The 22,503-nt window shown below is 38.2% G+C and carries 21 protein-coding genes; 13 read left to right on the forward strand and 8 right to left on the reverse strand.

What is annotated here, in order from left to right; translation table 11 throughout:
* Window positions 1-83 precede the first annotated feature (83 nt).
* Window positions 84-1,256: a GTPase ObgE gene (gene obgE / locus DHU68_RS10965; RefSeq protein ID WP_108823033.1), complete on the forward strand. Its 1,173-nt coding sequence runs from the start codon at window positions 84-86 to the stop codon at window positions 1,254-1,256.
* 50 nt (window positions 1,257-1,306) lie between these two features.
* On the opposite strand, the gene DHU68_RS10970 is transcribed toward obgE, so the two are convergent.
* On the reverse strand, window positions 1,307-1,831 hold the full coding sequence (locus tag DHU68_RS10970; RefSeq protein WP_108823034.1) for a hypothetical protein: 525 nt from the start codon (window positions 1,829-1,831) through the stop codon (window positions 1,307-1,309).
* 110 nt (window positions 1,832-1,941) lie between these two features.
* Here DHU68_RS10970 and pgeF point away from each other — a divergent pair, with 110 nt between their 5' ends.
* The 6 genes from pgeF to DHU68_RS11000 all read left to right on the forward strand — a co-directional run bounded on the left by pgeF (window position 1,942) and on the right by DHU68_RS11000 (window position 6,984).
* Complete coding sequence (pgeF, locus tag DHU68_RS10975; protein WP_108823035.1) at window positions 1,942-2,739, forward strand: peptidoglycan editing factor PgeF; 798 nt, start codon at window positions 1,942-1,944, stop codon at window positions 2,737-2,739.
* A gap of 40 nt (window positions 2,740-2,779) precedes the next feature.
* Entirely contained in the window at window positions 2,780-3,820 is a 1,041-nt protein-coding gene (locus tag DHU68_RS10980) for an agmatine deiminase family protein (protein ID WP_108823036.1), read from the forward strand.
* Between the two features lie 8 nt (window positions 3,821-3,828).
* Window positions 3,829-3,987, forward strand: coding sequence for a hypothetical protein (locus tag DHU68_RS10985; protein WP_255412488.1), 159 nt, complete (start codon window positions 3,829-3,831; stop codon window positions 3,985-3,987).
* A 68-nt stretch (window positions 3,988-4,055) separates the two neighbouring features.
* On the forward strand, window positions 4,056-4,931 hold the full coding sequence (locus DHU68_RS10990) for a carbon-nitrogen hydrolase (protein WP_108823037.1): 876 nt from the start codon (window positions 4,056-4,058) through the stop codon (window positions 4,929-4,931).
* 4 nt (window positions 4,932-4,935) lie between these two features.
* Complete coding sequence (locus DHU68_RS14380; protein WP_185117507.1) at window positions 4,936-5,736, forward strand: DNA alkylation repair protein; 801 nt, start codon at window positions 4,936-4,938, stop codon at window positions 5,734-5,736.
* 51 nt (window positions 5,737-5,787) lie between these two features.
* Entirely contained in the window at window positions 5,788-6,984 is a 1,197-nt protein-coding gene (locus DHU68_RS11000) for an MFS transporter (RefSeq protein ID WP_108823038.1), read from the forward strand.
* A gap of 1 nt (window position 6,985) precedes the next feature.
* Here DHU68_RS11000 and DHU68_RS11005 read toward each other — a convergent pair whose 3' ends face one another.
* The 4 genes from DHU68_RS11005 to zupT all read right to left on the reverse strand — a co-directional run bounded on the left by DHU68_RS11005 (window position 6,986) and on the right by zupT (window position 15,399).
* Window positions 6,986-7,834 carry a hypothetical protein gene (locus DHU68_RS11005; RefSeq protein WP_108823039.1) on the reverse strand — a complete coding sequence of 283 codons (849 nt, stop codon included), beginning with the start codon at window positions 7,832-7,834 and terminating at the stop codon, window positions 6,986-6,988.
* Window positions 7,831-8,715 (reverse strand): hypothetical protein, encoded by an 885-nt coding sequence (locus DHU68_RS11010; protein WP_108823040.1) that lies wholly within the window; start codon window positions 8,713-8,715, stop codon window positions 7,831-7,833. The genes DHU68_RS11005 and DHU68_RS11010 overlap by 4 nt, the downstream gene beginning before the upstream one ends.
* A 72-nt stretch (window positions 8,716-8,787) precedes the next feature.
* Window positions 8,788-14,361, reverse strand: a complete 5,574-nt coding sequence (locus DHU68_RS11015) for an alpha-2-macroglobulin (RefSeq protein ID WP_108823041.1) — start codon at window positions 14,359-14,361, stop codon at window positions 8,788-8,790.
* A gap of 240 nt (window positions 14,362-14,601) precedes the next feature.
* Window positions 14,602-15,399, reverse strand: a complete 798-nt coding sequence (zupT, locus tag DHU68_RS11020) for a zinc transporter ZupT (protein WP_108823042.1) — start codon at window positions 15,397-15,399, stop codon at window positions 14,602-14,604.
* Window positions 15,400-15,560: 161 nt separating this feature from the next.
* On the opposite strand from zupT, the gene DHU68_RS11025 reads away from it, so the two are divergent.
* The 6 genes from DHU68_RS11025 (at window position 15,561) to DHU68_RS11050 (ending at window position 19,100) form a co-directional block, all read left to right on the forward strand.
* On the forward strand, window positions 15,561-16,952 hold the full coding sequence (locus DHU68_RS11025) for an MFS transporter (RefSeq protein ID WP_108823043.1): 1,392 nt from the start codon (window positions 15,561-15,563) through the stop codon (window positions 16,950-16,952).
* Window positions 16,953-17,041: 89 nt separating this feature from the next.
* Window positions 17,042-17,497 carry a hypothetical protein gene (locus tag DHU68_RS11030; RefSeq protein ID WP_108823044.1) on the forward strand — a complete coding sequence of 152 codons (456 nt, stop codon included), beginning with the start codon at window positions 17,042-17,044 and terminating at the stop codon, window positions 17,495-17,497.
* A 15-nt stretch (window positions 17,498-17,512) separates the two neighbouring features.
* Window positions 17,513-17,812 carry a Dabb family protein gene (locus DHU68_RS11035; protein ID WP_108823045.1) on the forward strand — a complete coding sequence of 100 codons (300 nt, stop codon included), beginning with the start codon at window positions 17,513-17,515 and terminating at the stop codon, window positions 17,810-17,812.
* A gap of 1 nt (window position 17,813) precedes the next feature.
* Complete coding sequence (locus tag DHU68_RS11040; RefSeq protein WP_108823046.1) at window positions 17,814-18,485, forward strand: DNA alkylation repair protein; 672 nt, start codon at window positions 17,814-17,816, stop codon at window positions 18,483-18,485.
* Window positions 18,486-18,559: 74 nt separating this feature from the next.
* Window positions 18,560-18,808 carry a hypothetical protein gene (locus tag DHU68_RS11045; protein WP_108823047.1) on the forward strand — a complete coding sequence of 83 codons (249 nt, stop codon included), beginning with the start codon at window positions 18,560-18,562 and terminating at the stop codon, window positions 18,806-18,808.
* Window positions 18,801-19,100, forward strand: coding sequence for a hypothetical protein (locus tag DHU68_RS11050; RefSeq protein WP_108823048.1), 300 nt, complete (start codon window positions 18,801-18,803; stop codon window positions 19,098-19,100). The genes DHU68_RS11045 and DHU68_RS11050 overlap by 8 nt, the downstream gene beginning before the upstream one ends.
* Before the next feature lie 17 nt (window positions 19,101-19,117).
* On the opposite strand, the gene DHU68_RS11055 is transcribed toward DHU68_RS11050, so the two are convergent.
* From DHU68_RS11055 to DHU68_RS11065, 3 genes are read right to left on the reverse strand one after another with little or no spacing between them, the layout of a single operon-like run.
* Window positions 19,118-20,329, reverse strand: coding sequence for an ABC transporter permease (locus DHU68_RS11055; RefSeq protein WP_108823049.1), 1,212 nt, complete (start codon window positions 20,327-20,329; stop codon window positions 19,118-19,120).
* Window positions 20,330-20,332: 3 nt separating this feature from the next.
* On the reverse strand, window positions 20,333-21,502 hold the full coding sequence (locus tag DHU68_RS11060) for an ABC transporter permease (protein WP_108823050.1): 1,170 nt from the start codon (window positions 21,500-21,502) through the stop codon (window positions 20,333-20,335).
* Between the two features lie 6 nt (window positions 21,503-21,508).
* Window positions 21,509-22,498 carry an HlyD family secretion protein gene (locus DHU68_RS11065; RefSeq protein ID WP_108823094.1) on the reverse strand — a complete coding sequence of 330 codons (990 nt, stop codon included), beginning with the start codon at window positions 22,496-22,498 and terminating at the stop codon, window positions 21,509-21,511.
* Between the last annotated feature and the right edge of the window lie 5 nt (window positions 22,499-22,503).

A 22,503-nucleotide genomic window follows, 5' to 3' on the forward strand; every position in this document is an offset into this window, starting at 1 on the left:
ATCTTATAGCTTCCTTTGTCATCTAAAAGCATAAGGAGTGCTTAATACAAAAGAGGAATTCTTTTGTATTATAAAAAAGAAATATGGCAGATTCAAATTTTATAGATTACGTCAAAATATATTGCCGATCGGGTAAAGGTGGTCGTGGCTCGACCCATTTCCGTCGTGAAAAATACATTCCCAAAGGAGGACCTGATGGTGGTGACGGAGGAAATGGGGGAGACATTATATTGCGAGGAAATCGTAATATGTGGACCTTGCTGTATTTAAAATTTCAACGTCACATACTGGCAGGGCATGGCGAGGGTGGTTCCAGACGTATGAGTACTGGAAAAAGTGGAGAGTCTAAAATAATAGAAGTACCATGTGGAACAGTTGCTTATGATGCCGAAACCGGAGAATATTTGTGCGATGTAACAGAAGACGGACAAGAGGTGATCTTGCTGAAAGGAGGTCGTGGAGGTAGAGGAAATACTCACTTCAAGACACCTACCAATCAAGCTCCGCGTTATGCTCAGCCTGGAGAACCTTACGAAGAACGTCGTGTAATCTTTGAATTGAAAGTTTTGGCCGATGTTGGTCTGGTTGGATTTCCCAATGCAGGTAAATCGACCTTGCTTTCGGTTGTTTCTGCTGCCAAACCTAAAATAGCAAATTATCCGTTTACAACACTTGAGCCAAAGATTGGTATTGTTGGTTATCGAGATTATAAATCTTTCGTTATGGCTGATATACCAGGTATTATCGAAGGTGCTAGTGAAGGAAAGGGGTTAGGCTTGAGATTCTTACGTCATATAGAGCGTAATTCACTGCTACTATTCATGATAGAAGCTGAAGCGAAAGATATTCATGCAGAATATAGAATTTTGTTTAATGAACTAGCAAACTATAATCCGGAGCTTTTAGACAAGAGACGTGTTTTGGCTATTACTAAGTCTGATATGTTGGATGAAGAACTGATGCAGGCTTTGTCTGAAGATTTACCTGACATACCTCATATCTTTATTTCTTCTATAACCGGTATGGGGATTACCGAACTGAAAGACTTGTTATGGAGAGAGCTAAATGCAGATGGAGAGTATAAAAAATCATTTGAAATATCTCACCGAAATCTGGATATAAAACAGATTGAGTTTGATGAGGATGAAGATGAAATTCCGGAAGATGATTATGTTGAGGACGATTGGGATGATGAAGACGATGATGACTTTGATGCAGAGTTTTATTACGAAGAAGATTTGGATAAGATAGAATAAACGAAAAAGCCGGACAAGTATTTGTCCGGCTTTTTCATTATAAGAACATATTAGTCAAATTGTTTCTTTATTTTCTTAAGCCTCTCTTTTTCTTCTTTGTACGCTTTTTTTAAGGCTTTCTCTTGATTCTTTCTTTCCGATTTACTCAATAGCGGATTGTCCTCAATCTTATCTTTTTCCGCTTCATATCTTTCTTCTAGAGCATCTATTTGGTCATCTATTCTGTCAGATATAGCATCTTCGTAATCTTCATTATCCTTTCTATCATATTTTTTGTCAAAATATTTTACTTGATCTTTAGAAAGAAGTTTTTGAATTTCTTTTCTGTATTTAATAGCAGCTTCTCTTTTTTTCTGCCCTTTTTCTCTTCCAGTAAGTAATCTGCTCTTTCCTATTTCTTGAAATAACTGGCTTCTTTCCTTTTTCAATTTCTTTATTTTTTCAATCTGTTGGGAAGAAAGTTGATAATCTTGATAGTATTCTCCTCCTTTGTAGTAGTTTTCTAAACTTGGCTCTTGAGCATTTGCGATTGCTACGAATGCAAAAGAAAGTAGTAATAGTAAAGTTTTTTTCATAATGTAATATATCTAATATTTGTTGTACGCTGATAAGACGACAAATCTAATCAAAAGTTTAGTATGTTTAGGTATTATAACATGCTTTGTGTAAAATTAACAAAATAGAAATGGAAGATAAAGTGAACTTTTTGACTTTTAAAGCCCTTCAGAAATATGATTTAACTCACTTCGTAACAACTATATGCGGTGGAGTCAGTAATGGTAATTATTCAACATTCAATCTAAGCCTGTATAGTGGCGACGAAATTGATGCTGTTGCTGAGAATAGAGAACGTTTAGCAGATACTTTAGGTATTCTCGAAGAAGATATACTGGTTCCTTACCAAACACACGAAGATAAAATATTGCTTATAGACGAAGCATTTCTTGAAAAATCAGATTTAGAAAAAGTAAAGCTTCTAAATGGAGTGGATGCACTTATTACTAATCAGAAGAATATTTGTATTGGTGTAACTACAGCAGATTGTGTTCCTGTATTGCTTTACGATCCAGTAAGAAACATATTTTCCGCTGTTCATGCAGGGTGGAAAGGTACAGTTTTGCGAATTGTGGAGAAGGTTATTGATACGATGGTTTATACATTTGAGTGCTCTCCTTCTGATATAAAAGCTGGGATTGGACCTTGTATCTCTCAGCCTCATTTCGAAGTGGGTAAAGAAGTCGTTCAAGCTTTTGTTGAAGCGGGATTTCCTATGGAAAAGATAGGTGTGAGAAACTCAAACTCAGGTAAGATGCATATTGATCTTAGTTTAGCTAATAAATATTCTTTAATCGAAAAAGGAGTTTTGCCGGAGCATATAGAAACGTCTAATTTGTGTACTTTTGCAAATCCTGATAAATTCTTTTCGGCACGCAGACAAACTATCCATTCGGGGCGTATGCTGTCAGGAGGATTTTTGAAGTAATATTCATATATTTGTTATAGGCATAAATAAAATTCATAAAATGAATCACTCTATACTTTTACCTTCCGAATGGCATCCGCAAAGTGCGATTCAGTTAACATGGCCTCATTTCGATACAGATTGGGGATATATGTTAGAGGAAGTGACCGCATGTTTTGTCAACATAGCAACAGAAATTCTAAAACGTCAAAAACTTATTGTTGTATGCAATAGCGCTGATGCAGTAAAGTTTGAACTTAAAGAATCTGAAAAATATTTTGAAAATCTACAATTGATTGAATTACCTACTAATGATACTTGGGCTCGTGATCATAGTGTAATATCTGTGATAAAAAATGGGAGAAAGTGCATTTATGATTTTACATTCAATGGTTGGGGACTGAAATTTGCTTCAAATTATGACAATCAGATAAACAGAGGCCTTTATTCCAATAGTATTTTTAATTCGGATGTGGAATATGAAAACAGAAAAGACTTTGTTCTCGAAGGAGGAGGTATTGAATCGGACGGTAAAGGAACTTTATTAACGACTTCCGAATGCTTATTGTCTCCTAACCGGAATTCTTACTTGTCAAAAGATGGAGTAGAGGATTATCTTAAAGAGATATTTGGGCTTGATAGAGTCCTGTGGTTAGATCATGGCTATTTGGCAGGGGATGATACTGACAGCCATATCGATACGTTGGCTCGCTTCTGTGATGAGCATACGATTACATATGTAAAATGCGAAGATAAAGAAGATGAACATTACGAAGCGTTAGCCAAAATGGAAGCTCAACTGAAAACTTTTGTCGATTACAAAGGTAACCCTTATGACTTAATTCCATTGCCAATGGCAAAGGCCGTTTACGATGAAGATAATGAACGATTGCCAGCTACCTATGCCAACTTCTTGATTATGAATGATGCTGTCCTTCTTCCGATTTATAACAACAAAGAGAAAGATGAAGAAGCTGTGCGTCAGTTGGCAAAAGCCTTTCCTACACGGGAAATTGTGGTAATCGACTGTTCTTCGCTTATCAAGCAGCATGGATCGCTTCACTGTGTGACAATGCAATACCCTGAAAACTTTATCCGATAGTAGTTGTTATGAAAGATCAGAAAGCATTGTTATTCAGATGTCTTCGGAATGATATTCCGGCGATGGTATTTTCGGGCAACGATATTTTATTTCTACCTCTGTTGAAGAAATATTATCAGGATGCTAAAGAAGCCGGATGTACACAAGAGTTTTTAGACGATATATAATTAAGGATAGAAGAGTTTGAGAAACATATTGAGATGTCTCCCGAAACAATTAAATTACCAGATTGATTATGAAAATTGGATTAATACAACAAGCTAATACGTCTGACGTACAAAAAAATATAGAAGGCTTAAAAGATAAAATAAGAAAAGCCGCAGCACAAGGTGCAGAACTGATCGTTTTGCAAGAGTTACACAACTCATTGTACTTCTGTCAGATCGAGGATACTAATATTTTCGATTTGGCAGAGACAATTCCAGGCCCATCTACCAATGAGTTTGGAGCATTGGCTAAAGAATTGGGTGTCGTTATTGTTCTCTCTTTATTCGAACGTAGAGCGCCGGGACTGTATCACAACACGGCAGTTGTAATGGAAAAAGATGGAACTATTGCCGGTAAATACCGCAAAATGCATATTCCAGATGATCCTGCATATTACGAAAAATTCTACTTTACGCCGGGTGACTTAGGCTTCAAACCTATCGAAACTTCTGTAGGAAAACTAGGCGTTTTGGTTTGTTGGGATCAATGGTATCCCGAAGCAGCACGTTTGATGGCAATGGCGGGAGCCGATTTATTGATATATCCTACTGCTATCGGTTGGGAATCGACAGATACAGATGCCGAAAAAACGCGCCAACTGGGAGCTTGGGTTATTTCTCAACGAGGACATGCCGTAGCTAATGGGTTGCATGTTGTCTCTGTAAATCGCACAGGTTATGAACCAGATCCTTCGGGGCAAACAAATGGCATCACATTCTGGGGAAATAGCTTTGTAGCTGGTCCTCAAGGTGAAATCTTATGGGAAGGATCAAATGATAAAGAAGAGGTGCAGTTGGTTGAAATAGATATTGCTCGTTCGGAGCAGGTGCGCCGTTGGTGGCCATTCTTTAGAGACAGACGAATTGATGCTTTCGGTGATTTGACGAAACGTTTTATCGATTGATGTAATGTCAGAAATACCTATAGATATACTAAATAGAAAAGGAGTAACTAAACTTTGCTATTTGACAGATGAGATTAGAAACCTGCTAAACGCAGGTTTAATCGCTTCTGTAAATCTGATAGAATGGCTATCGGTAGATCATCAACTTCTTGTAAAAGCGGTTTTGCCTGCAGAATATCATGCCGACTGTTTAGCTGCTATAGGTGGTCTGAATCAAAGGACAGCAATGAAATGTATTCCTGTTGTAGGGGAAACCCTATATAATAGAGGGGTAGATATAAATTCACCTTTATTCCAAGAATTAAGATCGCATGCATCCGACTCTGTTCGTTGTTGGGCAACTTATATTATTGGATTGGATGAAAAATTGTCAATAGAGGATAAACTAAAAAAGATCAAATCTTTTGCTGCAGATGATAATTTTGGAGTAAGGGAGATAGCTTGGATGGCTGTTCGTAAGGATATAGATGCCCATCTTGAAACTGCAATTGAAATTTTATCCGAATGGGTAATGGAGGAGAGTCCATATGTAAGAAGATTCGCAACAGAATCTACTCGCCCAAGAGGAGTTTGGTGTAAGCATATTGATAAACTAAAGGAAGAGCCTCAGTTGGCAATTTGTCTTTTGGAACCTCTAAAATCAGATCCTCATAAATATGTACAAGATAGTGTCGCCAATTGGTTGAATGATGCCAGCAAAACTCGTCCCGATTTTGTAAGAAATATATGTGAAAAGTGGCTGAATGAAACTGATTCAAAAGAAACAAAATATATAGTAAAGAAAGCTTTGAGAAGTATAAATTGAGAAGATCATTTTTACTAGCATTCTCTATGTATTTTAATGATATAAACCTTAATGGAGCTTAAACAAGATATACATAAAACATACCTTTCTAAAAAGACACTCTGGCTGATGACAGTAGGAGCGGGACTTGTGGTAGCGAATAACTACTACAATCAACCCCTTTTAGGTATGATTGCCCGAGAACTGCAAGTCAGCGAAGAGGCGGTTAGTCGTATCTCTATGTTCACTCAGATTGGCTATGCTTTTGGTTTGTTACTTATTGTTCCTTTGGGTGATATGTTCAAACGGAAGAAAATCATCTTGGGTAGTTTTGGATTGAATATCTTGATGCTTCTTTCTTTTGGCTTGGGTAATAGCCTTTCTGTATTGCTTATATCCAGTCTGTTGATAGGTGTTACTTCGGTTGTTCCTCAGATGTTTGTGCCTATTGCGGCACAGTTATCTGCGCCCGAAGATAAAGATCGGAATGTCGCAACAGTAATGAGTGGGCTTCTGGTCGGAATACTAGGTTCCAGACTGATTAGCGGTTGGGTAGGAGAGTTACTTGGTTGGCGCGAAATGTTTTATATTGCCGGGGGAATAATCTTTATATTAGGAGTGTTAATCTTCTTTCTTCTGCCTGATATAAAACCTACATTTTCGGGAACTTATAAAAAGTTGATGACTTCTATTCTCCATTTTGCCCGAACTATTCCAAGTTTGCAATTGGCATCTGTTCGAGGCGGGCTAGCTTTGGCTTCATTCTCTGCTTTTTGGACTACATTAACTTTTCATTTAGAGCAACCTCCTTTCAATGCGGGAAGTGATGTGGCTGGTACGCTTTCTATCTTTGGTATAGCAGGGGCATTGTCTGCTTCTTTGGTTGGTAAATTGTCTAATAAGGTGAATAAAGCTCATATGATTACTGTAGCTATATCGTTAATGATTATCTCATGGCTGATATTCGGTGGTGCAGGCTATACGTATATAGGACTTATTGCCGGTATAATTTTAGTAGATATGGGGCTGCAATCGACTCATGTATCCAATCAAACAATAGTTTTTTCCACTCACCCCGAAGCAAGTAACCGACTCAATGCAGTGTATATGACATCTTATTTTATAGGTGGCTCACTGGGTACTTATATGGGCGGTATGGCATGGGGGAGATATGGTTGGAATGGAGTAGTGGTAGTAGGAGGAATGTTTGCCCTACTGTGTCTGATTATACATCTGTTGTTTTGCAATAAAAAGAAGTATCAGGTATAAATTAGAACTTATCCTTGAACCAATACTTCACAGCCCATAACTTTCTGTATAGCTTTCTTAATCTGAAGCGGTGCTTATAGTGGTACTTGCTAGTATAGAATTTGTCGCGTCGAGCTTGTATCGGATACTTATCCAATAAAGCCCAATCTCTCTGAAATATTTCGTTAGTTGATATTGCTGCAATGCCGTATTTCTTAGCGAGGATAGAATAGATACTCTGATCGTGCCTGTTCTCTACGAATCCCGGCAAATTAGGCTTGCGCGAAGGAGAATCTGTTGCTAAGCTATAATCGTCCAGATATGCCTGATACCAGTCTTTTACAAACTGTATCACTAACGGGCTTTTCTTGAAGAAAATTATAGTAGATTCGAATTGAGGAGTGTGAGTATACGATTTGTCGTCATAGACTCCGTAATACTCAAAGACATCACCTTTAGTCCATTCATATTCGTAATACAATGTTTCGGGCATACCATTATAACTCTCTACCTGACTCTGTACACCGAGAATTCCAGTAGGCGTTTTATCTACAATGTCGTAATATTCCAACAGTCGCTCACGTCCTTCTGGATTGAAATAACAGCCGATGTCGGAGTAGAGTAATACATCCCCATCGTCCATTTTTTCTAATAGTCGCAGTATGAAATAAGGCTTCCAACACCAATAGCCAAAGCCACGAGAATAAGGGATGAGGTATCGTCCCCATCTTTTGTAGAAGTCCTCGTCTAAGTTTTCTTGAGATATGGTGTGTACCTCATCAAATATATTCATGCTCTCGCACATCTTCCTAAAGCGAGGAAATCCTTCAGTAAGGTAATAGCTTCCGAATGTACAAACAGCTCTTTTCATCGGTGGTAAGTTTTTGGGTGTATCAAACTTTTGAAGAAATAGTTGACTCCCCAAAGTTTTCCGTAAATCTCTCTTAGTCTGAAGCGGTGGTTGTAATGCCACATGCTTTTATAATAAACTTCACGTTTAGCCCAGATAGGGTATTCTTGCATAATACTCCAATCGTAGTTGTCAAACTCATTTGGGCATAATTCGTTGCGTGAAAATTCCTCTATTTTATATTTTTTTGCTAAAATAGAAAAAATACTTTGATCGTGCCTGTTATCAGAAAAACCGGGTAAGTTAGGGGACTTTGAAGGTTTGTCTGTAATAAGGTCAAAATGATTGTATATAACTTCGAGCCATTCGGCAACAAAATTCATAACGAGAGGTGATTTCTTTAGAAAGATTACCGTTGCTTCAAATTGCCTTGATTGAGTATATTCTTCATTATCTCGTACACCAAAGTAATCGAATATATCGCCTTTAGTCCATTCATACTCAAAAAAAGCAAGTTCGGTTCTGTTATCTTTACTTTTTTCTTGTGTTCTGGCAGATAGTATTCCTGATTCAGACTGATTGACAATATCGAAATATTCTAATAGCCTGTCTTTCCCTTCGGTGTTGAATGCACATCCCAAATCTGTATAGAGGAGTATGTCTCCATCTTCCATTTTATCCAAAGTCTGTTTTATGACCAAGGGTTTCCATCCCCAATAGCCATAGCCTCTGGAATATGGATATAGAAAACGCCCATACTTCTTTCTGAACTTAGGATCCAAATCATTCTCGTCGTATGTATAAATCTTGTCGAAGAGATTGAATGACTCCGCCTCCTTAGTGTAACGGTCGAAACCTTTAGAAAGAGGATAATTGGCAAATGTGCATACTATTTTTCTCATACAAGTTTGTTCTTAAATACAAAAATAGGGTATTTATTCAATAAATACCCTATTTATATAAATGGTAATTTTCTATTGTATTACTTCAACCCATCTTCCTATAGTTCTACTTTGTTCGTCAGGGCTATACATAGCTTCTACCGAAACTGCCGGCAGATAGAATCGTCCGCAATAAGCAGCTTGCAATCTTACACGGAACGACATAGAATAACCCGATCCGATATTGAAATATGTGTAAACCCTGTCGTCTCTGATGTCTTCATAGTTGTACGAGCTGTTTACTGTACCTGTTGCACCTTCGTTATACAGACGATTGTTGAAAATCTCCCATCCCGAAGCAAAAATTTGACTGAGTGTCATATCTGTCAAGAATTCTCCGGAAATATTTTGTACAATAACATTGGCATAAAACTCTGTTCCTTGTTTTAGTTTTGTTACATCGATCTCATTATTGTTCTGATCAACATATTTTACAAACAAGTTAGTGCCGTTGTTTTGGGCAGGAGTATTATCTACAAGAGGTTGTGTACGTCCCAGTAATCTGACAAAGATTTCTCCTTCTCCTTTATTTCTGAAAGATATATTTATTTTTTCCTGAGGCTTAATGTCTATCTCATGGAATACATTACCCGAATTTCCTGCTGGTTGTTTCACTCTATTCAGTGTCCAGTCGTAGCTGATAGGACCAGAAGTCATCTTTTCGGCAAGTTTCGACATCGCCATCAATCCATATGCAGCCATTTGTGTAGAAATGTATCTTGCACTAAGGTCTTTAGATACTTCTCTGGCTAGCACCAAGGCTTTGTCTGTTCTTCCCAGTAAGATGTATGTTTCCATTATCATGGCCATATCGCGAGACGCACTTCCGTAGGTATTATTGTTGAACGAATATTTATCGACCTTATCGCTCACATTGTTCACAAGCTGGTTAGCCGCATCCTTTTTACCCGAAATAGCATAAGCAGCAGCAAGACGCCAACGAGCTTGTATTGTCAGGTTAGTCATTTCTTTCAAGCGGTTCATCGCTCCAAGTTCAGGTTCTTCCGCCAAGGCTAGCGTATATAATCTGTAAGCTTGTTGCAAGTCGCTCATAGAATGGCGGTAATATGAATTGTAGATATCCGATTTGTTCCATATCTGAGCCGATTTTTTCTGGAATTGCTTCCATTTATTGATTACCGATGTTGGCACTTCCCATCCTGCGCGTTGTGCTTCAAGTAAAAAATGTCCGGCATAGGTAGTAACCCACTCGTTAGGATAACGGTCTCCCGGCCAATAAGCAATACCTCCATCAGCCAACTGGCGGGCAGAAATGATCTTAATAGCTTCTTTTATGTTATACTCGATCTTCGCTTTCTCTTTATCCGTAAAATTCCGGAAAGCTGTTACGTATAGAAGAGGGAAAGCTTTAGAAGTAACCTGCTCTGAGCATCCGTGAGGGTATGCAAACAGATAATGTAAATTCTTGTTCAAGTTAACTCCCGGCATACGAGAAACCTCGAGTTTAACCCAGTCTTCAGCTTGTATGGCGTCCATTGCTATTTCTAGGTTAGCTGAGTCTTTTGCTGTGACTAGGGCTTGAGAACTGAGTAATACTGGCGGATTAGGATTGCGTATCTCGATATTAATGGTTTCGGTCGCAGTTTCACCACCTCCGGTAGCTTTGATCACCACCTTCTCCTGACCAATTTTCTTAGCAACTTTAACTTTGAAATAGATTGTTTTATCTCCTGTTTCGCTAAAAGATACAGTTTGTGATTTTCCTTCAGTAAATTGGAACAAGCCATTTGACTGTACGGATACAGAAACATTCTTCACTTTCTTATCCATTGCAAATACATTGACAGGAAGCAGAATCTCTTCATCAGGACCTGCTACACGAGGCAATGTAGAGAGAATCATCAGAGGATTTTTCACCGCAACGGTTTTCTCGGCATTACCATATGCACCTTTCGAATTTCCGGCTACAACCATAACGCGTACAGAACCGAAATAAGAAGGTAAAGTTAGTTTATGAGTATCTGTTTTTCCCCCTTTTAGAGTGAATGGTCCAATAAATTTAACGACAGGTTTGAAGCGGCTCATCGTATTGTTACCAGGTTTTAAAGATTCGTCACCACCAATACTTAGTAGAGGTCCTATTTTTCCCGTTTGAGCACCGACTACCTGATCGTACATATCCCAAGTGCGAACACCTAAGGCTTGACGTGAGTAAAAATCATGCCATGCATTTGGAGTTTTGAACGAAGTAAGATCAAGTAATCCTTCGTCTACAATGGCTAGAGTATATGTCATATCTTTACGGTTCTTTTCCGAAACAGAAACCGTAAACTCTTTTTCAGGTCTCAATTCATCAGGCATATTTATGACTGGAGAAAGGATTGTTTCGCTGTTCTCAACATTCACATTAATTACTCCATACATACGGATAGGCAATCCATTGTCAGTCTGTGCGTTAGGTTGTAACAGACTGGCAAAAATATAAAAGTTAGGAGTCATTTCTTCCGTAACGGTGAATGTGTACTTGGTATCCTCGTTAGCACTTGTGTTGACCCATTCTTTGGATAGAACTTTAGATCCGTCTTCGATACTTATCAAAGCTTTTCCATTCGAACTCTTAGGAATGATAACAGATGCTGTTTCTCCTACTTTGTATTTTTGTTTATCAGTAGTAAACGAAAGCATTGTCAGTCCATTCGGGTCGTCTTTTTGGGAGCGTCCTCTCCACGAAGGCCAGTCTACATAAAGTGTTTTACCAGTGATATGTCCTCCATCCTGATCGTTGACCATAACAAGATAACGTCCCCAGTCCGGATATTCGACACGGAATTTAACTTTAGCCTTTCCGTTGGATGTAGATATGTCTTGATTCAAAATAACTTCAGTAGACGTATTGTTGACATAAGAAGCCAAATTATCGTTCGAGTTCCACCACCAAGCCCAGTCTATCTTATAGATCTTTACATTAATATTTTTTCTGTTGATAGGTTTTCCTTCCGGAGATAGTGTGATAATATCGAGCATGTTGTCTTTGTCTGTTTCCATCCATCCATAATCTCTATCGGTAGGAGCCTTGACTCCTACATATGCTGGGAACGGAGAATAAGCAGATGTCTGAGTGTAAATGCTTGCATCACCACCCGTCTCAAATACACGCGATACTATGTTAGCTTTTAGCATGCCCGGTGCACTTGCCGCCTGTGGTAGGCTTGCGCTTACAGACGCATTTCCTGAAGCATCTAATTTGCCATCAAAGATTGTATAAGTATCGGTGCTGAAAGATGATGTAGGGTTGTTGAACGTATATTGTTCGTATCCCTTGAACGGATTGTGTACTTTATTCAACGTCATTTCTACTTTTGCTGCCAGATTAGCTGCAACAGCACCATGTAGCCACTGAGAAGATAATGTTCCATGAAACGATCCGCTTCCTGCATCTATCATATCTCCTACATTAAGTCTAACCTTTAGGCGATTGGGTTTTACTGTTTCTATTTTCAGTGTTTTGTAGAAAGTAACGCCTCCTACTTTTACTCTGGCTTGCCAGTTACCGGTAATGGCATTGGCATCGGTAGCCATACGGAATGGGTAGAATCCATCTTTACCCGAAGTAGAAACATGTCTTTGTGCTAGTTGTCCTCTAGGGTTGTATAGCTCTAAAGAAACAGGATGATCCTTGGGCAGAGTTTGATTTTTATCATCAAGTATAAAGGTAGTGTAGATAGAATCTCCTGGACGCCATACACCACGTTCTCCATAAATATAACCTTTCAGACCTTTTTCGATCTGTTTTCCGCTAACATCAAAATTACTAAGAGATAAAGAGAGGTTAGATGTTACCTTCAAGTAGCCTTTTTCTTTTCCATTAGATGCTACAACAACAAATGGAACGCCTCCATTGTACTCTATAGTAGTGAAACCATTGCTATCGGTAGTTCCACTTCCTATTCGTTGCATCTGATAATTGTAGATGTCTACAGTTGCACCCGAAATAGGAGAAGTAGTCAATATATTGGCAAGGGCTACAAGCATTTTCTTTTCACCGCCAAGTTTTGTTGTGATACCAATATTTGAAGCCAGAGCAATCGTCGAATTTGATTTATTCATGTAATAAGATGCGTGGCAAGGATTGTCTCGCTCATCCCAGTCGTAATTATCCCAATCCCAATTTTCGTAATAATAATAACCAGGATTGTCCCATGTGGCTTCATCCTCTTCGCTGATTTGATTGTCAAATCTTTCTAAAGTAGCCTCTTCCGGAAGCTGAGGTGTTACTCCATCGCAAGGGTATAGGGAATATTCCTGCTTATAAGTAAAGTCGACCCGATAAATAGCTCCGGGGTCTTGTTTCATTAATTTGGACAAATCAAGAGAGAAGTTGTTCCATTCACTTAGTTTCATTGTCGGATCCTCATTGAGGCGGATGCGTTTTTTCAGGATCAAGCGACCAAATCGTTTAATCTCGTCACTTCCTCCTAAGTTATTTGCTTGTAGATAGCCCAGAATATTGTTTTCAAATATCTTGATCACTTTTACATCCACTGCCCAAAGATTTACGGCTTGGAATGGAATAATGAGATTTTCGGAATTAGGAAGAATATTGCCGGAATTAAGCAGCTGTACATCAGGTTTGCTTTGCTGAAAGCTTACACTGGCTACATAATCTTCTTCCATCTTTATATTTGCAGCACTTTTTAGCTCTTTAAATACTTTCAGTTCTATACTTGTACCTCTGACTGTTTTGTCCAAATATAACTTTAATACATTCTTTTGTATATCGTAGGTATAATTAGTTATTTGTCCCGGACGTATCAGCCCTTGTATATTTTGATTGATAGAAAGAGGATCACTAAATGTGATACTTATACACTCTTGAGGAGAATATTCTGTTGATACATCTATAACCTTAAACAGAGGCATTCGAGGTATTGGTATTTTAAATTCTCTATTCGGCTCTTTTTTTACATTAATAGGGTCTCCTTTTACGTGAAGAGTATATTCTAGATCTTTTTCGGTTCTGTACAAGCTATCAATAGATATTGTAAAACGTCCTTTGGTTTCTGTAGGAGTTACTTTTATTTTTGCTTTATCCAGTTTTTCTCCACCTGATAGAGAAAATATTTTTTGAACATCGTCAAACTTTGCATCATCAGCAAGAAGCAAAGTACCTTGTACATTATTCCAATTGAGGTTGTTTTCTTTTATTGGAGAGTAAGGATTCAGCTTGATGTCATAATTCTGTTCAGGAACATTAAATCCAAACTCAAAGCTTTTGAATTTGCTATCAACTTTCAACACTTTGTCTAAAGAAAAACTAGCTTTGTATTCTTGTCCTTGTTTCAACTCGCCTGATTCGGGAACGAATTTTATTGTTCGGGAATTTACCCAAAAAGTTTTTCCTTTGATTGAAGGTGAAAAGTTGAATAGTTTCTGTTCTATTTCTTTATTCAATTCTACAGTAGGAATGTCTTGAGTGAGCTCAATTTGGATCTCGGATGAGGAAGAAATCTTTCCGTAGGTGAATGCTGCTATATATTTAGCAAACTCGGAATTTATCTCTTGTGAATCGTCTTTGCTTTTGCAAGAATAGATGATGAAGAGACATGAAGCTAGGAATAAGCTAAGTAAAAGTGCTGTTCTTTTCATATCGATGAGTTTTGTGTCTGATGTAAATATCTTGTGTCCTTTTAAGGATTATTTACAAATATAAGTGTTTTTAGTATTAGTCAATGCTTAAACTTACTAATTCTAAATGTTTTATTGTGTGTTTTCTAAGAAACTCTATTCAAAAAGAGGATAAATGAGAATATATTTTCCTCGCCCGGAAAAAAAGAAATAAATCGAGAGGGAAAATAGAAGATATTTAAGTTATTGTACTCCCTGAAATTAAATGAAGAGATAGAGACTGAAGGCCATAACTGCCATTCCTGCAACAAGTCCCATGATAGAAATATGGTGTTTGCCATATTTTTCGGCACTAGGTAATAATTCATCTAAAGAAATGAAAACCATGATGCCTGAAACAGCGGCAAGAATGATACCATTCATAGTAAGAGTCCAAAATTGCATAAGAAAGAAATAGGCTATTAATGCCCCAAAAGGCTCAGCCAACCCAGAAGCGAAAGATAGCCAGAATGCTTTTTTCCGATTACCTGTAGCATGATATATAGGCACAGCAACAGCAATACCCTCTGGTATGTTGTGTATAGCTATGGCTATGGTGATAGGTATTGCTACATCCAGCGAGCTTAGGGCAGAGGTGAAAGTTGCTATCCCTTCAGGGAAGTTATGGATTGCAATAGATAAGGCAACAACCAATCCGGTGCGCTTAAGAGCTCGTTTCTTATCGCCCATGTCTTCTACTCCTTGGATCTCATGAGGATTCATCGATTTGGGAATAGCAAAGTCTATGAGGTTGATAAATGCAATTCCGGCAAAGAAAGCAAGTATAAGGTACAGAGTCCCTTGTTTTTCGCCGAAAGCAGAAACTAACTGATCTAGCCCTTGTGGCATCATTTCCATAAAAGAGACATAGAGCATAATACCTGCCGAAAAACCGAGCGAAGCACACAAAAAATTAGTGTTTGTCTGCTTTGCTAAAAGGGCTATAAGGCTACCTATTCCGGTAGATAGACCAGCGAAGGCGGTTAGGGCGAATGCTAATAGAATACTATGTTCTGTCATGTTTAGTGATTAATCCAGTGCAAAGATAAAATATAAGTTTTTAAGGATTGTATAATTTTCAAATAAACCATAGAGGAATTTTACATATAGGAGCAATTTCGCTATTTTTAGGTCACAACTCCTATTAAAATTGATAATTACAGTAAAAAAAATAATGATATATGGTAGAGGTTAAAAGTAAAGGGAAAACAGGTTCGCTCCTGTTTGTAATTTGTTTAGGAGCTTCTTTAGTTCCGTTTATGAGTTCCGCCTTAAATTTAGCCCTTCCTTATATCAACGAAGAATTATCTCTTGATGCAGTCATGTCTGGCTGGGTGCCAGCATCATATATGTTATCGACAGCAATTTTGCAGATTCCATGTGCGCGTATTGCCGATATGATAGGGCGTCGCAAAATATTTATATGGGGAGCTGTTCTTTTTACTATATTCTCGGTCATGAGCGGATTAGCAACAACAGGAACTGGTCTCATTGTTTATCGCTTTCTCTCGGGAGTGGGTAGTGCTATGATGTTCGGAACAAGTACGGCTATATTGACTTCCTCTGTCCCTGTTGAAAAACGCGGGACAGCACTTGGAACTATCGCTGCAACTGTCTATTTTTCGTTGGCAGCAGGTCCTTTTCTGGGAGGAATGCTTACTCAGTACTTCACTTGGCACAGTCTGTTTTATGTATCTGCTCTTGTTAGCTTGATGGTTGCAATTGGAGCTATCCTTGTAATAAAAGAAGACTGGAAAGAAGAAACGAAGAGTAAATTTGATATAATAGGATCTATCTTATTTGCCATAGGATTATCTTCTCTTATCTATGGTTTTTCGGAGTTGCCGCATATCAAAGGTTTTGTGCTGATTGGGGTGGGTATTACCATTCTTATCGTATTTGGCATATATGAGAAAAAGCAAGAATATCCGGTTTTTAATATTCGTGTTTTTCTCGAAAACAGAGTCTTTCGCCTATCTTCTATTTCTGCACTGATAAATTATTCTGCAACTTTTGCTATATCTTTTATGCTCAGTCTCTATCTTCAATATGTACGTGGCTTATCACCCAGAGATGCAGGATTGATACTGATCGTACAATCGATGGTGCAAGCATTAGTTTCTCTGAAATCGGGGCGGCTATCGGATAAGATGTCTGCCACATTTTTGACTACAATGGGGATGGCTATTATAGCTGTCGGACTCTTTGGATTGTGTTTTATTACAGATACAACAAGCTACTATTTTCTAATAACGCTCCTCGTACTGTTAGGTTTTGGTTTTGGAATATTCTCTTCTCCTAACACTAATATAGTGATGAGTTCGGTAGAGAAGAAAAATTACAGTATGGCTTCGGCTACATTAGGTACAATGCGTTTGACAGGGCAATCTTTTAGCATGGGGATAGCAATAATGGCTATATCCTTGATGGTAGGGAATGTGAAAATAACGCCATCTGTACACGACGAGCTGATAGTAAGTATGAAGATAACATTTGTCATCTTTTTTGTCTTGTGTTTATTTGGTGTTTATGCTTCGTCCGTACGAGAAAAGAGGAGGAGCAAGGGTGCGTAACTATCTTTAACAGAAGAAAGAGTTCGTATTTTGCCAATATTTCACAGAATACCTATCTTTACCCATTGTAAACTATAACCAATATTGATATGAAGAAGATATTGTTCTATACATTGTGTTCATTCTTGATGCTAAGTCTATTTACTTATTGTGGACAAAAAGCAGACAAAAAAACTGGGGAAATAGAAACTCAGGAGCAGACTCAGGAGCAGAAAGAAAAGGCTACATCCTATTATCTGAAACTAGCCGAAAAAGAAAATAAAAATATGCCTCAGGTGTATAACGGAGGTATAAGGTTAGATAAACTCGAAGCTGTATCAAAGAACGAATTTAAGTATTACTATACTATGACAAACGATCCGAATGTGTCGCAAGAAGAATTTGTCAGAAGCTCAAAACTTCCTCTTTCTTTGGGTATACGAGAAAGTAAAGACAAAATTTTCGAAACATTCAAAAAAGACAAGATGACTTTGATCTATGCATATTACAAAATGGATGGAAGTCTTTTTGCCGAAGTTGTATTAACACCGGAAGATTATAAATAAAATAAAGAGAAAAGAATGATTAAGCATATTGTAATGTGGAAGCTTAAAGAAGAAGCTCATGGAAATGATAAAGCAACAAATGCGAGACTGATTAAAGAAAAACTGGAAAATCTGAATGGAAAAATAGATGGTTTACTAAAACTGGAAGTTGGTCTGGATTTTTTAGGAGGGGGCAATTTCGACGTTGTTTTATATTCAGAATTAGCGAGTAAGTCGGATCTTGATGTTTATCAAAATCATCCTCTACATCAAGCTACATTACCTTTCATCAGAGAAGCTGTTGAAGAAAGAAAAGCAGTAGATTACGAATTATAATATGCAGGAAATAATACAGGATATTCGTCGTAAGTGTCGTCTTGCGATGAACGGAATAGCTTCTACTAGCATGAGGCAAAGAGGTTTGGCATACAAGATAAACTTTGGCTTACAAATCTCTCAAATTAAAGAACTGGCATCCAATTACAAACCTGATGCTGGGTTAGCCAGCCAGCTTTGGAAAGAGGACACTCGCGAGCTTAAGATTCTGGCTACATTACTTTATCCTATTGCTGAATTTACACGCGAAGAGGCGAATAAATGGGTCTCAGAAGTGTCTAATCAGGAGATAAGAGAGCAGGTGTCTTTGAACCTTTTTCAGAATCTGTCTTTTGCTAAAGAATTGGCAGAAGAGTGGGGACGATCAGAAAATCAGAATATAAGAGCAACAGGCTATTGGTTGTTGGTCAGACTATTTCTGACTAAGAAAATGACAACTGAGGTTAGTGTTGAAACCTTTCCTTCGATATGGGATGATGTAATTTCAGAAGATACTTTTTTAAGAAACTCGGCTTCTTTGGCATTGAAGCATATTGGGCGACAATCTTCGGCTATAGCCCAAAATATATTGTCGAAACTCGGAGTTTATAAAAATAGTGAAGACTTGGTCAAGCTAGAGGCATACAATAGTCTGGCTTTCGAATTTGAATTTTATTTCGAAGACGATAAATAAACGACCTCTAATATTGTGTATCCCATCTGCTTTTAGTATATTTATATCAGTATTAATCTGCTAAAACGAATGTCATGAAAGAAGATCTAGTTACTTTAAAGAGTTCCGATTTTGAAGCAGACCTAGTCATAGCAAAATCATATTTGGTAGATAATGGTATCGATTGTGTAATCAATACCGGATATTTGACAATCTCCACTTACGAAGGCAAAGCCGCAAGGTTGCAAGTTAGGCAGGAAGATTACCGAAGAGCAGCTGAGTTGTTAATCGAAGGAGGATTCTCGAAAAGAGAAGACTTTGAAAATATAGAAGTGTATGAGTAGTGTGGTAACAATAATGTCTTCGACCGTAGCTAATGATTTGTTTGTTGCCAAAACTTATTTAGAAGCTAATGATATAATTTGTTTTGTTCAGGACGAATTAATGAATAGAGCATATCCAGGGGTTACAGGTGGAGCGAAACTGTGTGTAGCAGAAAGAGATGCTATTAGGGCAGCTGAGTTGTTGATAGAAGGAAACTTTGCTACAAAGGAAGATTTTGAAATACCGGAGTCTACGATGCGGATGGTAAGGATATACGAAAAGATAACGGACTTCTTTAAGAAGAAACAATAAAACGAAAGAAGCATTTCTTATTTAGAAATGCTTCTTTTTCTTAGCATACCCTTGTATTCTGGGTCGTAATTCTGTATCCACCATCTATACATCAAGGTGGCAGTGATACAATATATTCCTGTCTCTATCCATAATGTAATGTACTCGGGCCATACATCAGGCAGAGTAGCACCCATCGTATTTATTTTTACAAAACCATGTATTCCCGGTGTAGATGGAATGATATAAGCTATGGCTTTCAACGGATCGGGAATTGATGTCCATGGCCAGGAAATACCCGACATAAAAATAAATATAACGCTGGTGAATACAAATAGTAGCATTCCGAACTCCCTTTGCGAACAGAAATAAGAAAGTGTCATCGCAAAGAATGTTGCCGATAACAAGAATGGCATAAGGAATGCCGCGATAGTGAGCGGATCTCCTATTTGTGGAAACTTGAATAGATAAGGGACAACCCTAAGTACCCATACACAAATGACCATATAAAGAGATGCGTAACAAAATGCCTTACCCATTGTTAGTTTTACTGCGTTTACCTTACGTCCCTTTGCTGTATGCGAAGCTATAGTAAAGCGTTTCTGGTCGTTGTGCGTACCTATGATTGTACAAATTCCAAGCAATAAGGTTTGTTGAATAATCAATATCAATATAGCAGGAACCAAGAAGCTGGCAAAGCCATTTTGAGGGTTATATAGTGTGACCCATTCGCTCTCTACGGTTTGTCTTGTTGTAGCGTCTTGTTCCTGACTTCCTCCACCCATTTCAGCTACACGGATATCAGCACCCATATCGAGAGAAACTTCGGTAGCGCTCAGCAACATTGCTTTGTAAAACAACAAACTGCTCATATCGGCATATACGCTTACAGAGGTCTGCTGCTGTGTATGTATTTTTTTACTGAAATCGCGAGGAATGTACATTATGCCATAAGCTTCTTTCCTTCGAAGGGCTTCTCTGGCTTCCTCCATGTCGGTAGCATAACCAATGATATTCACATCGGCAGTAGCATCAACTTTCCTTTTGAATTCTCTGGATAAAGAGCTGTTGGAATCATCTACCATAACGACTTTCACTTCGTGAGCTGTTTCATTATTGTAGATGAAACTATAAAGGACTGGATAGGCCATAGGTACGATAAAGAAAAGCAGAATAACAGCTTCGTCTTTGAAAACGACCTTCAGTTCATTTATCCAAACATAATATATATCTAGTAGAAGTTTCTTCATAGCTTATAATTCGTATATATCGTCTTCCAGTAGTTTTTTTACAGGTCTTAAAAAAAACAGAGATAGTAGCACAAATGCCAGCAAGGCGGCATATTGGTACATAGAATATCCAACAGGGATTCCGTTCAGAGCCTGATCTATATAAATAAGGAAGAAGTGACGTAGCGGGAACAAGTTACTTAATGCACTCAGGCTTCCGTCCATAGCCAATGTTGAGAATGAAAAACCTGCAATAGAAAATGAAACCATCCCTATCAGACTGGCAACACTAAGAGCAAAACGATAATTTTTGAAAATGGCCAATATGATGACACCTACTCCTTGTGCTGCAAGTATCAATAGAAGATAGTTGAAAAACATTGGCAGAAAACCATTACCCAACGGGAACCGATTGTAGTAATACAGTACGGACATAAAGAATAGAGCAATTACTAAAAAGATAAGCGTATAAGGAAGTAACTTCCCTATTACAACCTTGAGAATGGAATTGTTCCCCATCTTTAATAATGATCGTCCGTTTTGAGCTTTTATATCATAGCCGAAAGCTGATACAGTAAAGATCAAAATTATCAATTGTAAAATACCCGGCAGAATGACATTGTTCAGGTAAAGTGAATAATTGAGCCAAGGATTACCGATAGGATGCGAATCTATTGTAATTGGTTGTAGTATGGGCATAACCTGATTTACGGTAAAGCCTTTTGCCTGAGCTGTCTGTAAGCCTACCGATGCAGAGGCAAGGGTAGATATAGTCTTCAGGTCTTGAAACAATAGCGATCCAGATATCAGAAATGCATTATTTGTATAATATACCAATTTAGGACGATTGCCGGAAACTGCATCTCTAGCAAAATTTTCGGGTATAGTCAGCACAGCAAAAACCTTCATTTGCTCCATCTGGTGACGGGCTTCCTTGAACGATAGGCTTTTGTATTCAATATTTGTTTTCTCGAAAGCATCAAGCTGGCGAATCAGCTTTCGGGAAGTAGGAGTATTATCTAAGTCGACTACAGCAATAGGAATTCTCGATGGCAGACCACTATCCATCATCCATAGCAACAATACCATAGATAACAATGGTGCCACCATCATTCCCCATATACATATTTTAGAAGAAGTGATTAGTTGCCACTCTCTTCTGAATATTGCCAGTATGCCTGTTTTAGAATTCATTTATAGTTATTCTTTAATAATAAGCGACATTCCGGGTAATACTTCGATGGATGGATCTTTAAATCTGGCCCTTACTTCAAATGTTTTGCGATCGTACTGACCTGTAATTTTCGTCGCTTTCCATGCAGCATAAGATCCCAGATCCTTGATGTAGTAGATTGTCATGTCTATATTCTGATCCAATGCCGGAACGAATACTGTAATGTCTTTACCCACTTTGTAGTCTTTCAGACGATCTTCTCTTACATTGAACGATCCCCATTTATCATCTAGTTTGGCAACATTCATGATAGGGGCACCCGTCCCAACAAGTTCCCCCTCATTCGGAAACTTCTCTGATATACTTCCATCGATAGGAGAGATTAGGTAGCTTTCTGCAATGTATGACTCTACTTCTGCTACTGCACCTTTGGCTCTTTCCAATAAGGCAGCGGCGGCTTCTCTGTCCTCTCTTTCTGCACCGTTTACAGCCATGTCGTATTGAGATTTAGCGGCTCTTTCGGTTGCTACTGCTGCTTCGTATTGAGCTTCTACCTCGTCGCGTTTCTGAGCTGTTACTACCCCTTTGTCGTATAGGTTTTTTACTCTCGAAAACGACTTCTCGGCAATGTCAACACCTACCTTTGCTTTTTGCCACATTTCGTAAGCACCTTGTATTTGTTCTGCTCTGGCTCCTTTAATTGCTTTCTGATTTTGAGCCGCAGCGCCAGATGCAGCTGCAGTAGCCTGTGCAAGCTTGGCTTCTACATCGGGAATACTTAATACGGCAAGTGTATCTCCTTTTTTTACAAAGCTACCTTCTTCTACCCAATATTTGGCAACACGTCCGGGCACTTTACTTGATATACGTACTTCTGTTACATCGGCTTCACCTTGTATGATGTTATCTTCTTGATTCAAGAAAAAGAATCCATATAGTCCGACAGCTATTATAACTGCAGCAAATACCAGTATCGGAATTAGTTTTGAGCCTGATTTTCTGTTTTCAGTATCCATAGAAT

The sequence above is a fragment of the Dysgonomonas sp. Marseille-P4361 genome, assembly GCF_900343125.1.
Taxonomy (GTDB): Bacteria; Bacteroidota; Bacteroidia; order Bacteroidales; family Dysgonomonadaceae; genus Dysgonomonas.